Origin of the sequence: Psychroserpens sp. (assembly GCF_045105015.1) — a bacterium.
GTDB lineage: Bacteria > Bacteroidota > Bacteroidia > Flavobacteriales > Flavobacteriaceae > Psychroserpens.
Genome location: NZ_JBGCCX010000032.1, coordinates 1 through 19,582, shown reverse-complemented (window position 1 = coordinate 19,582; position 19,582 = coordinate 1). Strand labels below are relative to the sequence as shown.

Here is a 19,582-nt window from a genome sequence, read left to right as displayed (position 1 = left end):
TCAAATTCATTTAAATTAATAACACCAATCCGATTGAGTTTAGAACAACTCATAGCACAATGTAAAAAAAATGATGCTCAGGCTCAAAGTCAAATATATAAGCTCTATGCGAGTAAACTGTTTTCGATTTGCTTGAAGTATTCGCGTAACTATGCTGAAGCTGAAGATAATTTACAAGATGCTTATGTTACCATATTTAAAAAAATAAACCAATTTAAAAGTGAAGGCTCTTTTGAAGGATGGTTAAAACGAATAACAATAAACACAGCCTTACAACGCTACAGAACCGTTGGTGTTTATGATATTATTAATGAAGATCAAATTGAAGACGTCTCTGTTGAAATTGATGAAGACAATATTAGTTTAGATTTTTTATTAGAAATAATACAAGGATTACCTAATCGATATAGATTAGTATTCAACCTGTATGCCTTAGATGATTTCTCTCATAAAGAAATTGCTAAAATGTTAGAGATTTCTGTAGGCACATCAAAATCAAATTTAGCGCGAGCGCGATTGATTTTAAAAGACAAAATAGAACAATATAAGGCGAAAAACAATTCGCAAAGTTTATAATGAACGACAAAAAAAATATAGATAAACTCTTTAAAGAGCAACTTAAAAATTTTGAAGTGGCTCCTAAAGATCATGTCTGGGAAAACATTCAAGAACGACTCCACGAAGAACCTCGTAAAAAACGACGTGTCATTCCTATTTGGTGGAAATTGGCAGGAATTGCAGCCGGAATAATTTTATTTTTTACGGTTGCTAATCAGGTTTTTAATACTTCTGAAAAAAATGAGGTTTTAAAAGATGTTATTGTTGATGATTCTAAAATAATAGAGGATACCTCAAAAACTAAAGACGTAAACAAATCTAAAGAGCAATACGATCCTTCAGATGACATATTACAAAATGATTCAGAAGAACAAATTGCTAATTCTAACTCTGAATCAAATGACAAAATATCGGATGAAACAGACGATAAAAAAGAAAAAAATTCAGTTAATAAAAACAAAAGTAATTCTATTATCGGATCAGATCAAAAGGATGATTTTAATATCGCTTCAGAAAGCTCTAATTCTCTAAATGATAAAGAGAATAAATCTCAAAATTCGAATACAACAAATTCAAATAATAAGACCAAATCTAATAACGATTACAAAGAATTACTTGAGGAAAAGAAAACACCACTTCAAAAGCCTTTGACTAAAGATGCTGTTGCTAAATCTTCAAATACACCTTCTTCTGAATCTAATAAAGACTCAAAAAATGTAATAAAAAACAAATCTGAAATTGATAAGATCCTTAAATCAGCTAAATCAGACACTAATACTAGTGTTGTTGATACTGATATTAAAAACAAAGACGTTTCAGATTCAAAAAAGAGTTCTACAGAAGGCGCTAAAAACAATACAATAGAAGGCGCAAAAAACAATGAAGACACAAACACCACTATAGCTGAAACAGAAAACACAGACCAAAAAGAAGACGTAAATGCTATAGAAAATGCTATTGCTGAAGCTGAAGACACAGATGAAAAAGAAGAAGAGGAAGAGAAACTAAACAGGTGGAGCGTTTCGCCAAACGTAGCGCCTGTTTATTTCAGTTCTTTAGGAGAGGGTTCTCCTTTAGACAATCAGTTTGTTGAAAACACCAAAGAGTCAGAAATTAACATGAGTTATGGTATTAAAGGAAGCTATGCCGTAAACAAAAAATTTAAAATTAGAGCTGGTATAAATAAAGTGCAAATGGGTTACAAAACTAATGATGTGTTAATTTTTGAAAACACAAACCCAGTTGCTCGAAGTACGCGACAAATTGCCAATGTTGACTTAGTTGATAGTATGAGTCAACACTCTATTTACAGCGCACGTAGTTTTAAATTTGAAAATGCACCTGCAACCTTATTTACAAAAGAGCAAGGTTCTCTAGATCAACAACTTGGATTTATTGAAGTTCCTATTGAAATTGAATATAGTATCGTCGAGAAAAAAATAGGGCTAAATATTATTGGTGGATTTAGCACATTGTTTTTAAGTGATAATGATGTGTACGCTGTTTTAAACAATGGCGACAGAACACGTTTAGGTGAAGCAAGTAATATCAAAGACTTGAGTTATACTGCCAATTTCGGAATTGGTTTTGATTATAACTTTTCGAAACAATTTCAATTTAATCTTGAACCCGTATTCAAGTATCAAATAAATACATTCAATAATACGTCTGGTGATTTTAACCCTTACTTCATAGGAGTATATACTGGACTAAGTTTTAAGTTTTAGGTTTTTTAGTTGGTTAGATAGTTATTGTTAAACCTCAATAACGACTGAAAAGCTACTCTGTGCCAAGGGTAGCTTTTTGGTTTTTATTAAATACCAATAATTGATTTAATATTAACTCTTTAGATGTTTTATTCAATTGTCTAGTGTCTTCAACAGTCAATCCTTCAGTAGAAATAAATTCATGGATTTTAGCTCTCATAAGTCCAGGGCTTCCGCTAAAGAAAGTATAGGAAAATCGCTTTTTGTTATCTGCAAAAGTTAATGGTACAATAGGTATTTGATGATTAATTGCCATCCTGAAAGCACCATCTTTAAATTCATCTAAAACAATATTATCTTCTGGGACACCTCCTTCAGGAAAAATACAAATACTCATCCCTTGCTTTAATCGACGTTGTGCCCTTAAAAACACGGCTTGTCTACTTTTCTGACTACTTCTATCTACTAAAATACTAGTTCGTTTGTAGAAAAAGCCAAACAATGGAATTTTAGCTAACTCCTTTTTACCAACAAACACAAAAGGATTTTTAACTGCTACTAGCATCAACATAATATCTGCCATAGACGTATGATTAGCAATAAACATATAACTTTTTGAAGCTTCAGGAATTTGCGCTCTTTCAATTTTAACATTAAAACCCATACCTACAAGAATAAAACGAGCCCATAATTGAGCGATCTTAAAAAAGAATGGATACCAAGATTCTTTAAGAATAGAAATAATAAGTAGTGGAAACAGAATTATAATTGGAAGCGCTACCAAAACATAGAACCAAATACGGTATAAAACCCAAAAGATGTACTTAAATAGCTTCATGTGGCTCAAAACTAGTCAAATTTATTCAACAATTCTACTAAAAAAATTACCTTTGCTGACGATATAAGTTGAAATAGTAATTAAATTTATTTCTGGTTTACAGAAAGTAATTATGGCAAGAATACTAACAGGTATACAGAGTACAGGAACTCCACATTTAGGAAATATTTTAGGCGCAATGATGCCAGCGATCAAAATGGCAAATGATGGCACAAATGAATCATTCCTTTTTATTGCAGATATGCATTCCCTAACTCAAATAAAAGATTCTGAAACCTTAAGATTAAACACATATTCTACTGCTGCTACCTGGTTAGCTTTTGGACTAGACATTGAAAAAACAGTGTTTTACAGACAAAGTGATATTCCTCAAGTCACTGAGTTATCTTGGTATTTAAGCTGTTTCTTTCCTTATCAGCGTTTAACACTTGCCCATAGTTTTAAGGATAAAGCAGATCGTTTAGAAGATGTTAATGCAGGATTATTTACCTATCCAATGTTAATGGCTGCTGACATTTTATTATATGATTCTGAAATCATTCCTGTTGGAAAAGACCAGTTACAACATATTGAAATGACACGTGATGTGGCATCACGTTTCCATGCTAAAATGGGAGAAACATTTGTATTACCTGAAGGAAAAGTACATGAAAATACAATGCTCATTCCTGGAACTGATGGTGAAAAAATGAGCAAAAGTAAAGGTAATATTATTAATATCTTTTTACCTGAAAAAAAACTACGGAAACAAATCATGTCTATCGAAACGGATAGTACTCCTTTAGAAGATCCTAAAGAATGGAACACTTGTAATTGTTTTGCGATTTATCAATTGTTAGCTTCAGAAGATGAGATTAATACCATGAAATCTAACTACGAAAATGGTGGTTATGGTTATGGTCATGCAAAACAAGCATTATATGAGTTAATCTTATCTAAGTTCGAAACACCAAGAGAACGTTACAATCATTACATGGAAAACCTCAATGAAATTGATGATGCTTTAGCTATTGGTGCAGACAAAGCAAAGGCTGTTGCTAATGCTGTTTTAAAACGTGTGAGAGAAAAAACAGGTTATTAATGAAACGGTTAATCTGGTTTACAATAATAAATATAACAGCAATGCTGTTTTTGATTGCTTCAAGAATTGATTCTGTAAATGACACCGTTGATTTGATTCTTATTGGTATTGCTATTTTTCTCATAATTGCTAATTTGATTCGCTTTTTTGTAGAGCGTAAGAAATTAAACAAGTTCAAATAGTTTCCCTGGAAGTGGTCGCGCTACACCTTTTAATTCCATAGTAAGTAATATACTAGCAACCTTAAAAATAGGTAGTTTACATTCTAAAGCGATGATATCTAGAAGTTGTTTGTCATTATCCTTAAGATAATTATAAATGATTTGTTCTTCAGAAGTCAACTCAACAAACATCTGTTTTTGAATTACAGATTGTTGTTTGGTTTCTAATTCCCAATTCAAAATATAAGGTATATCCATAGGGTTTGACAACACATGTGCTTGTTGATACTTAATTAAATTGTTACAACCCAAGCTTTGACTGTCAGTAACACGACCAGGAACTGCAAATACATCTCTGTTATAGGAGTTTGCAATGTCAGCTGTTACTAAACTTCCACCTTTTTCAGCAGATTCAATAACGATTGTGGCTTCACTCATTCCTGCGATAATTCTATTTCGTTTTAAAAAATTATTTCTATCAAAAGTGTCAGAACTCCAAAAGTCTGTGAGAAACCCACCGTGTTTTTCAACCAAAGCAATATATTTTTTGTGAGTTTTCGGATAAATTTGATTCAATCCATGAGCCAAACAACCGATGGTTTGTAACTTGTGTCTAATGGCCGACTTTTGAGCAGTAATATCTGTTCCGTAAGCAAAACCAGAGACTATAATTGGATTAAAAATGGCTAATTGTTCAATTAACTTCTCACAAAATGCAATACCATAGGTTGTGATTTTTCTTGTACCTACAATACTTATGATTCGCTGTTGTTTAAGATTTATGTGTCCTGTTTGAAACAATAAAATTGGAGCATCTATGCAATGTTTTAGTTTTTCTGGATATAAATCATCTGAAAAATATAAGCATGAAATCCCATTATCTTTAATAAATTGTAATTCTTCTTCAGCAGCTTTTATATGTTCTGAATTGAATAATCCATTTATTGTGGCTAATCCAATACCATCAATTTTAAGAAGATGTTGATGCTTTTCTTTTAAAACTGCTTCCGCTGAACCACAATAGCTAATTAGTTTTTTGGCAATGATATCTCCTATTTTAGGAACATGTTGTAGTGCTAGTACATACATCAATTCGTTTTCAGTCATTTTTTTGTAGATTATTTTCTATGAAAATAGTAAAAATTCCCTTGTTAATAAATACTTGAATGGATGTTTTATTCGCTTACAAAAATTTTTAACTTTGTTTCTATGCAACTAGAGACTTATATCAGCGATTTATTATATAGATATGATTGTGTTACAGTGCCTAATTTTGGTGCCTGTTTAACACATCGTGTTTCGGCAAAGATTCATGAATCTACTCATGCGTTCTATCCTCCCAAAAAAGTATTGTCTTTTAACGAACAACTACAAAATAATGACGGGTTATTAGCAAACTATATTGCTGATGTTGAAAAGGTTCCTTATGAAGTTGCTGTTGAAAAAGTAGCAAAACATGTAAAATCAATTAAGTCGTATTTAGTTGAAGGCGAAACTATTGCGTTTCAAAACATTGGAGAATTATTACTAAATAATGAAGGAAAAATCAATTTTGAACCTTCGCTTCATATAAACTATTTAACAGATGCGTTTGGATTATCTCAATTCACTTCCGGAGATATCACACGAGAAATCTATAAAGAAGAAACTGAAGCCATTGAGGAAGTAATTCCGTTAACCATTACTCCAGAAAAACGTAAATCTCGCCCTTATCTAAAATATGCTGCCATCGCACTAATTGCTTTAACCATTGGTAGTTTTACTGCGTCTAAGTATTATGCTAATCAAGTTGAATCGCATAATCTATTGGCACAAGAAGAAGCAAACGAACAATTAGAAGTGAAAGTACAAGAAGCTACTTTTATCATTGACAATCCATTGCCAGCTGCAACACTGTCTGTAGAACAAAAACCAATAGGAAATTATCATATTGTTGCAGGTGCCTTTAGAATTGAAGCTAATTCAGATAAAAAGGTAAATCAATTGCGAGCTCAAGGTTATAAAGCTCGAAAAATTGGTGCTAACAAATATGGCCTTCATCAAGTGGTTTATGCAAGTTTTTCTGACAGACTTGAAGCGTTACAAGCGCTAAGACAAGTAAAACGGGAACATAACAGAGACGCTTGGTTGTTAGTTAAGGCTTTAGATTAATATCTACATTCTCTTTTAATAATTACAATTCAACCTTACCTTTGCACTTTCAAAGAAAGAAAGCTTATCTCGATATGTCGAGACTATAATTGTTAAACAAAAATTCATGGAACCAAAAACTGCATTTCAGTCTAAAACCATAATGACCGATTTGGTCTTACCTAGTGAAACTAACCCAATCAATAACTTATTCGGTGGAGAGCTTTTAGCTCGTATGGATCGTGCTGCTAGTATTGCTGCAAGACGACATAGTAGGCGAATTGTTGTAACCGCTTCCGTGAATCATGTTGCTTTTAACCGTTCTGTTCCTTTAGGAAGTGTCGTCACAATTGAAGCAAAAGTTTCTCGTGCTTTTACAAGCTCTATGGAAGTATATATGGATGTCTGGATAGAAGATCGTGAATCTGGTGAATGTATTAAAGCCAATGAGGCTATTTATACCTTTGTGGCAGTAAATGAAACAGGTCATCCAGTAAAAGTGCCTCCATTAATTGCAGAAACAGCTTTAGAAAAAGAACGCTTTGAAGGTGCACTTCGTCGTAAACAATTGAGTTTAGTACTTGCTGGAAAAATGAAGCCTAGTGATGCTACCGAATTAAAAGCCTTATTTGAATAACATACATCCTTAATTAAACGTTTATTGACTAGCGTAGTCATACCATAGAATCAAATATCAAATTCTATGAAGACTTGTATTACATTACTGCTTACAATCGGGTTATTAAGTTTCAATTCTTGTGCTTCTCGTGTGGTTATGTCACCGACAACAGTAGCTGTTATTAAAACACCTCCGAAAACTCACAAAATTGTAAAAGTAAAAGGAAAACGATTTTATTTTTGGAATGGAAAGCATTACAAAAAAACGCGAAGAGGTTAGATTTTTGTGAGGGTATAAGAGGTTTACATTTTATAAACCCAAATGGCAGGATTTTGTGTTTTAGAATCTTTATACACACCAAACCCTAACATAGTTTCTCCTGTTGAACGATTAGTAGACACCTCTCCTATTTCTTGCTTGGTAGTCACTTTATCGCCTTTTTTGACAGAGATTTTAGACATGTTTTTATATACTGTAATGTAATTACCATGTCGAATCATCACCACTGGATTTGCGTTAGGTATCGCTAGAATTTCAGATACTGTGCCATCAAAAACAGCTCTAACTTTAGTCCCTTTTTCTGTAGCAATTTTAACACCTTGACTATTTATAGAGACTGTTCTATCTATTGGCGAAGGTTGTTTTCCATATCGTACTTTAACGACACCTTTTTGAACTGGCCATGGTAGTTTCCCTTTATTAGACTCGAAGTTTCTTGCTAATGCTCTCGCTTCGGGTGTTAAAGCAAACCCTTTTGAAGATGAAGATTTTCCTGCTTTTTTATTTGATGCAGCAATAGCGGCACGAATTAAACGATCTATTTCACGATCTATTCTATTTATTTCTTGTTGCTTTTTCTTTGCCTGAGACGCATAGGTGTTTAAATTTTTACGAATAGAAGCCATCAGCTCTTCTTGTTCTTTGAGCTCTATTTCTAATTGCTTTTTTACTTGTCTATTTTCAAGAACCAACTTGTCTTTATCCTTTTTTTGACGTAATAAATCTGTATTGAGTTTTTGTAATTTAAGCGTTTTAACTTTTATCAATTCACCTTGTTCTTTTTGATGATTTGCATATTGCTTAATGTACTGTAATCGTTTGTAAGCCTGTTTAAAATTATCTGAAGACAGCAAAAACATCACTCGACTTTGTTCAGATTTGTTTTTGTATGATTTGACAACCATATCAGCATAGCTTTCCTTTAATTCTTTAAGTTGGTTTCTTAAGCTCGTAATTTCATTTTGATTAGCATTAATCTCCCGTGTTAAAAGATTCGCTTGGTCATTAGTCACTTTAATTAGGTTTCGTCTTACATTAACCTTTGTGTTTAAGTCTTCAACTAATGACACTAATGATTTCTCCTTTTTTTTATCTGAAAATAAAAGCGCATTTATTTGCTTTAGCTCATTTTGAAACTTTTGTCGCTTTGCTTCTAATTCTTTTTGTTTATCACTTTGAGAATAAGCCACAAGATTACCAAAAATCAAGCATAGTAATACAATAATGTAGGTTGATTTATGGCGCATCTTCTAGTATTATTTCTTTAAATCCTGAAGGAATTTTAAACGGAAAGCGAACTTCTTCATTTAATAAAACAGATTTATATTCCATAGCAATAATCACTTCATCATTATCTTCAACTGCCATAATTTTTATGTCTTTTGGAAGGATTTCCTGATCGACATCTTGGTAGGCTAAATAATCTACTTGAAGAAAACGTCTTTTTAATGGCTGAAGCAATTGTTGAGAATCCATTTTAAAATGAGAAGGATTCAGCAATAAAAACAACTCTAATAATGCAGTTTGCTCTTTAGGCTGCAATATGTAAGATTTATCATTTGTTGAAGCTGTATATTTTCCGTCTTTTAAATTGAAAAGCGATTCACCTAGCAACAAACTCTGCACCTTTTTAAAATTAAGCTCTACACCTAATAAATTACTCAGTAAGGCATAATCACCTTCAAAATATTGGTTATTGATTCTATCGTAAAATCTAACTTGATCTGGAGTAATCATGGCTCTAGCTAAACCCAGTGTTGCATTTATCCAAATGGTTTTGTCTTTTTCCATTCTGAGATTAACTGAATAGCCTTGTTCTTGTAAGTCTTGCGTGTAATCTATCTTTACTTTTGCTTGAAGCGTATTAAATTTAGCGTCTTGCTTAGCGTTTTCTTTAATCAATTGCTTTGCAGAAATTGCATCATTTATCTCACCTGAAGCCGTAATCGTTTTTGCCGATTTACAAGAAGTGACAAATGCAACGAAAAGAATTACGAAATATAATTTATAGAGTTTCATATGATTATTGCTTAGACAAGTCAGCTGCCTTTTTAGCAAACGCTTCAGATTTAGTTATATTATTATTTTGTTTGTATGCTTCACTCAATTGGATGTAAAAATCTGAAAGCATTTTAGGATCGTCTACCACAAAATCAACTCCCATTTCTAAAGTTTCAATTGCTTTCTTAGGTTGATTCAATTTATTATTTGCTACACCATTTACTAAATATAAAACAGGTTGTGCTGGATATAACTCTAAAGTCTCTGCGCTTAATTTTTCAGCTTCAGAATCTTTGTTTAAATCTAAACGCAACATAAGCACATCTTTTATAGTATTAAAATCGTTTGGGTCTTCAGTTAATATCTCTTCTAAATAGCCAAGTGCCTTTACTTTATCATTTACTTTTAGGTGATATTGCGCTAACTCTCTTAATGTCTTTGGGCTCTTGTCGTCATCTATTAAAGAGGTGATTTCAACAAGTTGAGGTTCGTATTCTGGATGTTTAGAAACAAAGCTCACAAAATCATTCAACACTTTTGCTTTTGCTTCTGGTTTTATGTTTGGACTTGTTAATACAATTCTCATTGAGTTTATAGCGTCATCTGTTGCATTATCATCTAAATAAAATTTATACAACGCCAAATGCACTAATTTAGATTCAGGATTTGATTCAAGTAAATTCTTTGCAGTATCAAATGCTTTTTTTGTGTCACCTGTTTCACTATATCTGTAAATAAGTCTAAGATACGTTGATTCGTCTTCAGGATTGCTTTTAATACGGTCTTCTAGGTTTTCAATACGATCATCATCGTTACCAGTAAGATCATAAATTTGATTTCTTAAATAGTCTCTATCTTGATTGTAGCCAAACTCAGAATCGAGTTCATCTAAAATATTAAGAGCATTATTATACTTCTTGGCTTCAATATATAGACTCGCTAAATCCTGCTTATAATCTGGATGAAACTTCACCAGCTGTTTAACAGTCTTTAAAGCCTTATCAAGGTCATTTTGTTGCATATACACATCGTAAAGCTCATCTAAAAACCATTCGTTTTCTGGAGATTTTGAAATTGCTTCTTTTAATGCATCTTCAGCAGCGCCAAAGTTTTTAAGCATTTTATAATTTTTCCCTAACTCAAAAAACAAAGTGGGATCTGTATCGTTAATTTTAATACATTTTAGCAAAGACTTAACCGAACGGTCATAGTTTTCAATTCCTTTTTGTTTTAAAGCTTCAAAAAAATGTTCTTGATAAGCATCTTCGTAATTTCCTAAATCATCATCAGGTAATTTATTAAAATCTACTTGAGCATAATTTATCTGCGGAAAAAAGACTATTCCGAAGACTAAAATAAATATGCAAGCTTGTTTATTCATATGTGTTTTAAATTCTTTGCTTACGCTCTGAATGATAATTAATTCAATTTTTATTCCAAAATGGAATAATCACCAATACTAATACTTGAAAAGTTTCCATCATAGCTAACGTGATTACCAATCATTGCATTGTCTAAATTAGCATTTTTAATGGTTGTATGTGTTTGTATTAAGCTATTTTTAACTGTTGAATTTTCAATTGTACAATGATGTCCTATACTAACATTAGGGCCTACAGTTGTATTATTCAAAACGACATTTTCTCCAATACAACAAGGTTCAATAATTGTAGAATTGTTATTAGAAACTGAACTAGCGACTAATTGTTCTTGATTATCTGAAGCTAAGAACCCTAACATTTTAGCATTGGTCTCAAGTGTCACTTTTTTATTACCACAATCCATCCATTCATCTACAGTTCCAGTTTTGAAGATTCTGCCTTCGGCCATCATACGCTTAATACCGTCATTAATTTGGTATTCACCTCCATTCATTATGTTTTCGTCTAAGATTTCTTGAAGCTTTCCTTTTAAAACGGCAACATCTTTAAAGTAATATATGCCAATTACGGCTTGATTACTAACAAAAGTTTCTGGTTTTTCGACCAATTCAACAATTTCTTCCTTCTCATTAAGTTTAACAACACCATAAGCTTCAGGATTTGCTACACGCTTCGTCCAAATCACACTATCGGCTTCAGGATCTAAATCAAATTCTGCTCGAATAAGCGTATCAGCATAAGCAATTACTGCTGGACCAGATAATGAGGGTTCTGCACTCATAATCGCGTGTCCAGTACCTAAGGGTTGATCTTGACGATAAATTGAAGGTTTAGCTCCTAAACTTGTAGCCAAACTTTTTAAACTATTTACAACATCATCTCCAAACCAAGCTGGATCACCTAACACAAATGCAATTTCTTCAATAGGTTGCTTTAATACTTTTGCGATATCTTTAACTAATCGGTGAACAATTGGTTGTCCTGCAACTGGAATTAATGGTTTTGGAACTGTTAAACTGTGAGGTCTAAGACGAGAACCTCGTCCAGCCATTGGTACTATTATTTTCATGCTTTATGTTGATTCGTTTATTTTTTAATTTTCTTTATTTTACTCCTGTGCTACCAAAACCACCTTCTCCTCTAACAGTTTCTGATAGTTCTGTAACTTCTTCCCATTCTGCGCGATCATGTCTTGCAATCACTAATTGAGCGATACGTTCACCATTATTAACCTCAAAATCTTCGCTTGATAAATTGACTAAAATCACTCCAATTTCACCTCTATAATCAGCATCTATAGTTCCGGGTGCATTTAAAACAGTGATTCCTTTTTTTGCTGCTAATCCACTTCGTGGTCTTACTTGTGCTTCAATACCAACAGGTAATTCAATAAAAAGTCCTGTGCCAACAATGCTTCTCTCTAGAGGCTTTAAAACTCTTGATTCAGAAATACTGGCTCTTAAGTCCATTCCTGCTGAAGCAATAGTTTCATAATGCGGTAAATCGTGGTTAGATTTATTTATTATTTTAATCTTCATTTTAAATTGTTTAGAGATTCTTCGCTAATGCTCTGAATGACAAGTTAATTTCGGTTTAGCAATAGTTTTAATTCCTTTCGTTCTAAAAAAGCAATAATAGCTACAAAGATTAGCAAAAATACAGTTCCTAATAACATATTTCTATCGAAATAGTAATAAGTTATAAAACTAAATGCGGTACTAATTAACAGGTATAATGAAATTCGTTTTAAATCATAAGGCACTGGGTAATATTTTCTACCCAATACGTAAGAGATTAACATCATCAAACCATAAGCAATGAGCGTTGCATAAGCACAAGCCATAAATCCAATTTTTGGAATAAAGATGACATTAAAAGTGATAGTAATGGCTGCTCCTATTAAAGAAATATACATTCCGAATCGAGTTCGATCTGTCAGTTTATACCAAATAGAAAGGTTGTGGTAAATACCTAAACATAGATTGGCTAATAATACAATTGGAACAATGTCAAGAGCAATTAAATAACTTGGACTTTTAATTATAACGGAAGAAATGAAATCAATATATATAGTAACAACAACTAATCCCAAAGCACCAACAATGGTAAAGTATTTTAATATTGTTGCATACGTTTGAGTGGCGTTTTCTTTGTCAGAATGATTAAAGAAAAACGGCTCTGCTCCCATTCTAAATGCTTGTATAAACAAGGTCATGAACACTGCGATTTTATAACAGGCACTATATGCACCATTAATCTCTTGTCCTAAAACATCAGGTATAAACCATTTATCAAAATTTTCATTTATCACAAATGCCAATCCAGCAACCATAATTGGTATTCCATAATTAAGCATTTGCTTAAAGATTGAGATATCAAATTTAAGTTTCGTTTTTAAGAAATACGGAGACACTAAAACTAACACAATAACACTAGCTATCAGGTTTGCTATAAATGTATATTCTACTTTTTCTGAAATAGTAAATAACTTTTGGATACTTTCTATACCATAAGATTCTGAAAGAAATATGATATTTAATCCTACAATTATTAGAACATTGATAATCTTAATCGCTGCAAATCGTACTGGACGACCAGTGACTCTTAGGTACGCAAAAGGAATGACTATTAATGCTTCTAAAAGAATAATACTTACTAATATGACATAGAATTCTGGATTAATACGAAGCGCTTCAGAAATTTGTGCTTTTAAAGACAATAGTAATCCACCAAACAATACTGTTGTGGTTAATAATGAAATTAATGCTGTAGAAAGGACTTTTTCCTTGTCTTTATGCTTACTGAAAAATCTAAAAAATGAGGTTTCCATCCCATAACTTAAAATGACATTGAAAAAAGCTACAACAACATAAAATTCTGTATTTTCCGAGTACTCATCATTTTTAAAAACACCTGTATATAAAGGAACCAATAAAAAATTTATAAGCCTAGGAAGCACTATGGCTAAACCATAAATAACTGTGTCTTTAAAAAAAGTTTTTAAAACGCTCAAAAGTTGTGTTTTGGTCTGCTAAAAATACGTTTTTAGCTAATGTTAACCAAAGATATGTTATTGTCTGCTAGGAGGAGCACTAGGATAGTGTAGAGGTTGCTTAATTTTAATATTTGAGATTTTAAAGTATAACGTTTCATTATTCTTAAGATAAGAAATTACGCATTCATTTTCATTAAGTTCAAATGGAGCTTCTTTAATAAGTGGAGGTAATTTGTTTTTTGATTCTTCATACATATCTGAACTCAATATGATGTCTTGTGAATGATTCTCTTCGTTATAAAATTGTCCAACATATACATCCTTATTACCATTAACAAAATCAAGTGTTGCTTTTTGTCCCCTAAAAAATATACTATCTAAAACAACTGAATTATTAGCGACTGGAATGTAAACGTTAATTCCTGAACCGCCTTTCTTAGTTCCTGCTGCCCATTTTTGAGCATATACTTCACCTATTGCAATTGGCGCATGCTTCTCTAGTTTTTGAGCTGAAGAACATTGGGAAAAACTAGTCGTAATAGCAAGCATTAATAATAGTGAGAAAATATATTTGAAAGATTTCATAGCAAAATAATAAGTTTTATAAAGATACAATTTCAAATTTAGTGCCATAAAAAACCTAACTCATTTAAGTTAGGTTTTAATCTATAACGTTACAATGTGATGCATCTAATTTTTAATTTGTTGTAAAATTTCAAGCTCTTTTTTTATTTGTATTCCAATAAAAAAGCCTAAAATCAATAACACAAATATTCCAGAAATTGAAATATAAATATAAAACCCATGAGATAAATTATCTTTAAAAAAAGGCATTAAAATTATAAAACCAACGATATATAGTATTAAAATAATAGGTGTAAAGATATAGTGTGTTTTAAGTCTGTTTTTATAATACTTGGTAATATCTTGCTTAAAAGATGTAACGTTAGTAGTAACATCCAATTTATTGAGTTTACTCATACTTAAGTATTCTAAAATGATTCTAACTAATAATACACTAATCATTAAGAAAAGAGCAAATGAAACTAAGGCGTGACTATACGCATTAATATAAAAGAAAAATACTACTAAGATTAAGACTGTTATTGATAAAACTATGTTCGCTATTTGCTGCTTCTTTTTAAGAAATGAAATTCTTTTAATGATGTCTTTCGAACCATTATTTGGTGCTTCTGTTTTTGGCTGTTGAGTCCATTGAGACTTTAAATCGTTGAATTCTGTCATTGCTTTACACATTTAGTTAATTCATTTTTTATTCTATGTATTCTAACCCTAATGGTTTCATGTTTTAATCCCATAATGTCTGCGATCTCTTTTTGGGGCAAACCTTCTAATTCGAGTAAAATGATACTTTTGTTTTCTATTTTAAGTTTATTTATACACCTATATAGTTGGTTTAATTGTAACTCTTTTTCTTTTGAATTTTCGTCAATAACTAATTCCAAATGACTTAAATGCTGTTTAATTGGCACTGGTTTTTTCTTCCGTAATTCAATTAAACAAGTATTTACCGTAATCCTGTAAATCCATGTGGATAAACTAGATTCATTTCTAAAAGAGCTTAAATTATTCCAAACTTTAATAAAGGTTTCTTGCGTCAAATCTTTGGACAAAACTTGGTTACCATTGGTGTATCCTTGACAAATTCGAAATACCTTCCCGTAGTTTTCAGTATAGATCGCTTCAAATTTAGATTCTAAGTTGCTCATGGATTATTCTAGTTCTTTTTGTATTTGTTTTAAGAGCCATTCTGGCTGATCAAACATTACAAAATGAGCGGATGCTTCGGCATAATTAATTGTATATGTTTTTAAGTGTTGATATTGGTCTTCATAATTCTTTTTGACCATATCCAATCCATAGGGTTGAGTTGCAGCTAAAATCGCTACAGGCACAGTTACTTTAGCTAATGTATTCCTTAGATCTAATTTAAGTAAATCTGTATAGCCATATACATAAGTTTCTCTATCAGACATAATTATCCAATCTTTAATTTGTTGTTGCTTATTTTTTTTCAATACCATACCAGATGCCATTTGGTTGGCCATGATTTCAAAGTTTGTCTCATCCATATCTATAATTCTCTGATTATACGGATTATCATAAACGATGTTCTCACTATTGAAATTGGGCATCATTAATGCGCCTATTGAAGGTAATGCGTCTACTACAATAACTTTTTTATAGGTAGCACCTTCTTCTGAAGCTAACCACATACCCAATGTTCCCCCTAAACTGTGCCCAATAATTGTAGCTGTTTCAAGTTTATTTTCTGCAATATAAAGAGATAGTCCTTGTTTAATTTTTGACAACCACGGTTTCTCAACTGCTGGGACATTTCCAAAACCTGCGAAAGTAAAAATATGACATTGATTTGTTTTAGAAATTTCTTCTACTAATTCATCCCAGACTTCGCCAGTACATGTAAATCCAGGAAACAATAATACTGGAGCTCCTTTTCCAATAACATCTACATCAAATACTCTATTATCGGCTTCTAAGCTGAAGCTTATAATACTTATGGTAACTAAAATAATTTGCTTTATTAATTTCATCATCTAAATTTTAATTGATTTTCTCTTTAGATACAAAACCATAAAAATGTTACAGAAAAGTTTAGATATAAAAAAACCTAACTCGTAAAAGTTAGGTTTTTAAATATAATTTGAGATACTAAATCAGATTTAGTAGACTACTTTATTCTAATTATTTAATGCTTCAGCTCCACCAACAATTTCTAAGATTTCATTTGTAATGGCAGCTTGACGTGCTTTATTGTAAGTTAATTTCAACTGATCTCTCAATTCTGTTGCGTTATCTGTTGCTTTATGCATTGCAGTCATACGGGCTCCATGTTCACTAGCAAAACTATCTCTTATTCCCTTGTATAATTGTGTTTTCAATGATTTAGGAATTAACTGCTCAACGATTTCAGCTTTAGAAGGTTCGAAAATGTAATCTAGATTGACATCAGAATCACTTTCAAAAGGAACAATTGGTAAAAACTGTTCAGTCATTACAATTTGTGTAGCTGCATTTTTAAACTTATTGTAGATAATTTCAATCTTATCGAATTCACCTTCAACAAATTTTTCCATCAGCATTTCTGCTATTTCAGCTACATTATCAAAAGTTAAGTCATCATAAACTTCGCTTTTATTTGCAATAACCTTATTCGTTTTTTTAAAAGCATCATTTCCTTTCTTACCTATCGCTAAATAAGACACCTCTTGATTAGCATACTTTTCGGAAGCCAATTTAGTAACTTCTTTAATGATGTTAGAGTTAAATGCTCCTGCTAAACCTCTATTAGAAGTAATAGCAACCAACAACACTTTATTTACTTCTCTTTGGTCTGAATACTTACTCCCAGAATCAGCATCTAAAGTTGCGCTTAAGCTCTGTAAGAGCTCGGTTAACTTATCTGCATATGGTCGCATAGCAGTAATAGCATCTTGGGCTTTCTTCAATTTAGCAGCAGATACCATTTTCATGGCACTGGTAATCTGCATCGTTGAAGATACTGAAGATATTCTATTACGTATTTCTTTTAAATTCGCCATATTATTAAATATGAAATCATCCTGTTTCCTTTTCAGGAAACAGGATTATTAGTTATGCTCTATATTTTCCTGATAAATCCTTAGCAACAGTAGTTAAGGTATCAATTACTTCATCAGTTAATTTACCTGCTTTTAAAGTCGTTAACACACCATTGTGCTTCGCTTTAAGGAATTCGATATAATCTCTTTCGAATTCTTTTACTTTCTCAACAGGAACGTCTCTTAATAAGTTTTTAGATCCAGCGTAAATAATTGCAACTTGATCTTCAACTGTAAACGGATCGTTTTGACCTTGCTTTAAGATTTCAACGTTACGTTTTCCTTTTTCAATTACATTTAACGTCACAGCATCTAAATCTGAACCAAACTTAGCAAACGCTTCTAATTCACGATATTGAGCTTGATCTAATTTTAATGTACCTGCAACTTTTTTCATTGACTTAATCTGTGCATTACCACCAACACGAGATACAGAAATACCTACGTTAATTGCTGGACGAACACCAGAGTTAAATAAATCTCCATCTAAGAAAATTTGTCCATCAGTAATCGAAATTACGTTTGTTGGAATATATGCAGAAACGTCACCTGCTTGAGTTTCGATAATTGGTAAGGCTGTTAAAGAACCTCCTCCTTTTACCAATGGCTTTAAGCTCTCTGGTAAATCGTTCATTTCTTTAGCAATGTTATCATCGTTAATCACTTTCGCAGAACGCTCTAATAATCTAGAGTGTAAATAGAATACATCACCAGGATACGCCTCACGTCCTGGTGGACGACGTAATAATAAAGATACCTCACGATATGCAACCGCTTGCTTTGATAAATCATCAAATACAATTAAAGCTGGTCTACCAGTATCTCTAAAATATTCTCCAATAGATGCTCCTGTAAAAGGTGCGTAAACTTGCATTGCAGCAGGATCTGATGCATTTGCAGCTACTATTGTTGTGTATGCTAATGCTCCTTTTTCTTCTAGAGTTTTAGCAATTAAAGCTACTGTTGAAGCCTTTTGACCTACAGCAACATATATACAATATACAGGCTCACCTGCATCGTAAAATTCTTTTTGATTTAAAATGGCATCGATACAAACCGCTGTTTTACCAGTTTGTCTATCTCCAATAACCAACTCTCGCTGACCTCTACCAACTGGGATCATAGCATCAATTGCTTTAATTCCTGTTTGTAATGGCTCAGTTACTGGCTCACGGTAAATAACCCCTGGAGCTTTACGCTCTAATGGCATTTCGTAAGTATCACCAGTAATAGGTCCTTTACCATCAATTGGAGTACCTAGAGTATCAACTACACGACCAACAATTCCTTCACCTACGTTAATAGATGCAATTCTATTGGTTCTTTTTACTGTTGATCCTTCTCTCACTGCTACTGAAGGGCCTAACAATACGATACCTACATTATCTTCTTCAAGGTTAAGTACAATTCCTTCTAATCCACAATCGAATTCTACCAATTCTCCGTATTGTGCATTTGAAAGTCCGTAAGCACGTACAATACCATCACCAACAGTTAATACTGTTCCTACTTCGTCTAATGAAGCACCTGCTTCAAAACCTGAAAGTTGCTGTTTTAAAATTGCTGAAATTTCAGCTGGTTTTACTTCTGCCATCTTTATTTAGATATTAGACGTTAGACACTAGACGTTAGACGCCTACTCTGACGTTTTTTAATTTAATGTAAATTCTCTTTTTAATTTATCGAGTTTATTTGCAATACTAGCATTATACTGAATATCACCAACTCGTAAAATGAAACCACCTAAAATGCTTTCATCTATAATATTTTCTACTTCTGCTTCCTTACCAGTAAGTTCTTTTACTTTAGCTAACACTTTAGTTTTTAAATCGGCTGTCAAAGGGATTGCTGTTGTAACTGTCGCTACTTGCGTTCCTCTCATCTGATCATATAACTGCGTATAACTAGCGGCTACATCATTTAAAAGTACTAGTCTCTTATTAGAGATTAAAGTGTCTATAAGATTTGTTGTGGCAACATTAGCATTTTTAAATACAGATGTTAATACCGCTTTCTTATCTGAAGATCTTACCACAGGACTTTGAAGCATTTGGTTTAAATCTTCGCTCTGAGCAATAGCAGTTGTGATAGATTTCATATCACTACTTACAGCTTCAGCAGATTTTTGATCTGTTGCTAAGCTTAAAACTGCTTTTGCATAACGTATTGCTGCTCTGTTCATATCTTTAGTTGTGACTTCGACTACGCT

The 19,582-nt window shown here is 32.3% G+C and carries 22 protein-coding genes; 7 read left to right on the top strand and 15 right to left on the bottom strand.

What is annotated here, in order from left to right:
- Positions 1–33: 33 nt before the first annotated feature.
- Both AB8B90_RS02470 and AB8B90_RS02465 read left to right on the top strand, forming a co-directional pair.
- Positions 34–576, top strand: coding sequence for an RNA polymerase sigma factor (locus tag AB8B90_RS02470; protein ID WP_405333302.1), 543 nt, complete (start codon positions 34–36; stop codon positions 574–576).
- The gene (locus tag AB8B90_RS02465) at positions 576–2,285 is read left to right on the top strand and encodes a hypothetical protein (protein WP_405333300.1); all 1,710 of its coding nucleotides are present in this window, start codon (positions 576–578) and stop codon (positions 2,283–2,285) included. Before AB8B90_RS02470 ends, AB8B90_RS02465 begins: the two co-directional genes overlap by 1 nt.
- A 52-nt stretch (positions 2,286–2,337) precedes the next feature.
- On the opposite strand, the gene AB8B90_RS02460 is transcribed toward AB8B90_RS02465, so the two are convergent.
- Complete coding sequence (locus AB8B90_RS02460) at positions 2,338–3,102, bottom strand: lysophospholipid acyltransferase family protein (protein ID WP_405333298.1); 765 nt, start codon at positions 3,100–3,102, stop codon at positions 2,338–2,340.
- A gap of 112 nt (positions 3,103–3,214) precedes the next feature.
- On the opposite strand from AB8B90_RS02460, the gene trpS reads away from it, so the two are divergent.
- Together trpS and AB8B90_RS02450 are read left to right on the top strand one after the other, a co-directional pair.
- On the top strand, positions 3,215–4,183 hold the full coding sequence (gene trpS / locus AB8B90_RS02455; protein ID WP_405333296.1) for a tryptophan--tRNA ligase: 969 nt from the start codon (positions 3,215–3,217) through the stop codon (positions 4,181–4,183).
- Positions 4,183–4,365, top strand: coding sequence for a hypothetical protein (locus tag AB8B90_RS02450; protein WP_405333295.1), 183 nt, complete (start codon positions 4,183–4,185; stop codon positions 4,363–4,365). The genes trpS and AB8B90_RS02450 overlap by 1 nt, the downstream gene beginning before the upstream one ends.
- Here the strand turns inward: AB8B90_RS02450 and dprA are convergent.
- Positions 4,348–5,451 (bottom strand): DNA-processing protein DprA, encoded by a 1,104-nt coding sequence (dprA, locus tag AB8B90_RS02445; protein WP_405333293.1) that lies wholly within the window; start codon positions 5,449–5,451, stop codon positions 4,348–4,350. The genes AB8B90_RS02450 and dprA overlap by 18 nt on opposite strands.
- A gap of 102 nt (positions 5,452–5,553) precedes the next feature.
- Here dprA and AB8B90_RS02440 point away from each other — a divergent pair, with 102 nt between their 5' ends.
- From AB8B90_RS02440 to AB8B90_RS02430, 3 genes are all read left to right on the top strand, one after another.
- Positions 5,554–6,495 (top strand): SPOR domain-containing protein, encoded by a 942-nt coding sequence (locus tag AB8B90_RS02440; protein WP_405333291.1) that lies wholly within the window; start codon positions 5,554–5,556, stop codon positions 6,493–6,495.
- 106 nt (positions 6,496–6,601) lie between these two features.
- Positions 6,602–7,111 carry an acyl-CoA thioesterase gene (locus tag AB8B90_RS02435; protein WP_405333289.1) on the top strand — a complete coding sequence of 170 codons (510 nt, stop codon included), beginning with the start codon at positions 6,602–6,604 and terminating at the stop codon, positions 7,109–7,111.
- 66 nt (positions 7,112–7,177) lie between these two features.
- Entirely contained in the window at positions 7,178–7,372 is a 195-nt protein-coding gene (locus AB8B90_RS02430; protein WP_405333287.1) for a hypothetical protein, read from the top strand.
- 23 nt (positions 7,373–7,395) lie between these two features.
- On the opposite strand, the gene AB8B90_RS02425 is transcribed toward AB8B90_RS02430, so the two are convergent.
- The 13 genes from AB8B90_RS02425 to atpH form a co-directional block, all read right to left on the bottom strand.
- On the bottom strand, positions 7,396–8,619 hold the full coding sequence (locus tag AB8B90_RS02425) for a murein hydrolase activator EnvC family protein (protein ID WP_405333285.1): 1,224 nt from the start codon (positions 8,617–8,619) through the stop codon (positions 7,396–7,398).
- Positions 8,609–9,391 carry a DUF4292 domain-containing protein gene (locus AB8B90_RS02420; RefSeq protein ID WP_405333283.1) on the bottom strand — a complete coding sequence of 261 codons (783 nt, stop codon included), beginning with the start codon at positions 9,389–9,391 and terminating at the stop codon, positions 8,609–8,611. The genes AB8B90_RS02425 and AB8B90_RS02420 overlap by 11 nt, the downstream gene beginning before the upstream one ends.
- A gap of 4 nt (positions 9,392–9,395) precedes the next feature.
- On the bottom strand, positions 9,396–10,754 hold the full coding sequence (locus tag AB8B90_RS02415) for a tetratricopeptide repeat protein (protein WP_405333281.1): 1,359 nt from the start codon (positions 10,752–10,754) through the stop codon (positions 9,396–9,398).
- A 50-nt stretch (positions 10,755–10,804) separates the two neighbouring features.
- Positions 10,805–11,824: a sugar phosphate nucleotidyltransferase gene (locus AB8B90_RS02410; RefSeq protein WP_405333279.1), complete on the bottom strand. Its 1,020-nt coding sequence runs from the start codon at positions 11,822–11,824 to the stop codon at positions 10,805–10,807.
- Positions 11,825–11,858: 34 nt separating this feature from the next.
- Positions 11,859–12,293, bottom strand: coding sequence for a dUTP diphosphatase (dut, locus tag AB8B90_RS02405; protein WP_405333277.1), 435 nt, complete (start codon positions 12,291–12,293; stop codon positions 11,859–11,861).
- Between the two features lie 44 nt (positions 12,294–12,337).
- Positions 12,338–13,768 (bottom strand): polysaccharide biosynthesis C-terminal domain-containing protein, encoded by a 1,431-nt coding sequence (locus AB8B90_RS02400; RefSeq protein ID WP_405333275.1) that lies wholly within the window; start codon positions 13,766–13,768, stop codon positions 12,338–12,340.
- Positions 13,769–13,825: 57 nt separating this feature from the next.
- A complete protein-coding gene (locus AB8B90_RS02395; RefSeq protein ID WP_405333273.1) occupies positions 13,826–14,335 on the bottom strand; it encodes a hypothetical protein in 510 nt (169 codons plus the stop codon).
- A gap of 105 nt (positions 14,336–14,440) precedes the next feature.
- On the bottom strand, positions 14,441–14,995 hold the full coding sequence (locus AB8B90_RS02390; protein ID WP_405333271.1) for a hypothetical protein: 555 nt from the start codon (positions 14,993–14,995) through the stop codon (positions 14,441–14,443).
- The gene (locus AB8B90_RS02385) at positions 14,992–15,480 is read right to left on the bottom strand and encodes an RNA polymerase sigma factor (RefSeq protein ID WP_405333269.1); all 489 of its coding nucleotides are present in this window, start codon (positions 15,478–15,480) and stop codon (positions 14,992–14,994) included. Before AB8B90_RS02385 ends, AB8B90_RS02390 begins: the two co-directional genes overlap by 4 nt.
- Before the next feature lie 3 nt (positions 15,481–15,483).
- A complete protein-coding gene (locus AB8B90_RS02380; protein ID WP_405333265.1) occupies positions 15,484–16,329 on the bottom strand; it encodes an alpha/beta fold hydrolase in 846 nt (281 codons plus the stop codon).
- Between the two features lie 144 nt (positions 16,330–16,473).
- The gene (gene atpG, locus AB8B90_RS02375; RefSeq protein WP_405333263.1) at positions 16,474–17,334 is read right to left on the bottom strand and encodes an ATP synthase F1 subunit gamma; all 861 of its coding nucleotides are present in this window, start codon (positions 17,332–17,334) and stop codon (positions 16,474–16,476) included.
- Positions 17,335–17,386: 52 nt separating this feature from the next.
- The gene (gene atpA / locus AB8B90_RS02370; protein WP_405333261.1) at positions 17,387–18,967 is read right to left on the bottom strand and encodes a F0F1 ATP synthase subunit alpha; all 1,581 of its coding nucleotides are present in this window, start codon (positions 18,965–18,967) and stop codon (positions 17,387–17,389) included.
- A 57-nt stretch (positions 18,968–19,024) separates the two neighbouring features.
- The gene (atpH, locus tag AB8B90_RS02365) at positions 19,025–19,555 is read right to left on the bottom strand and encodes an ATP synthase F1 subunit delta (protein WP_405333329.1); all 531 of its coding nucleotides are present in this window, start codon (positions 19,553–19,555) and stop codon (positions 19,025–19,027) included.
- Positions 19,556–19,582 lie beyond the last annotated feature (27 nt).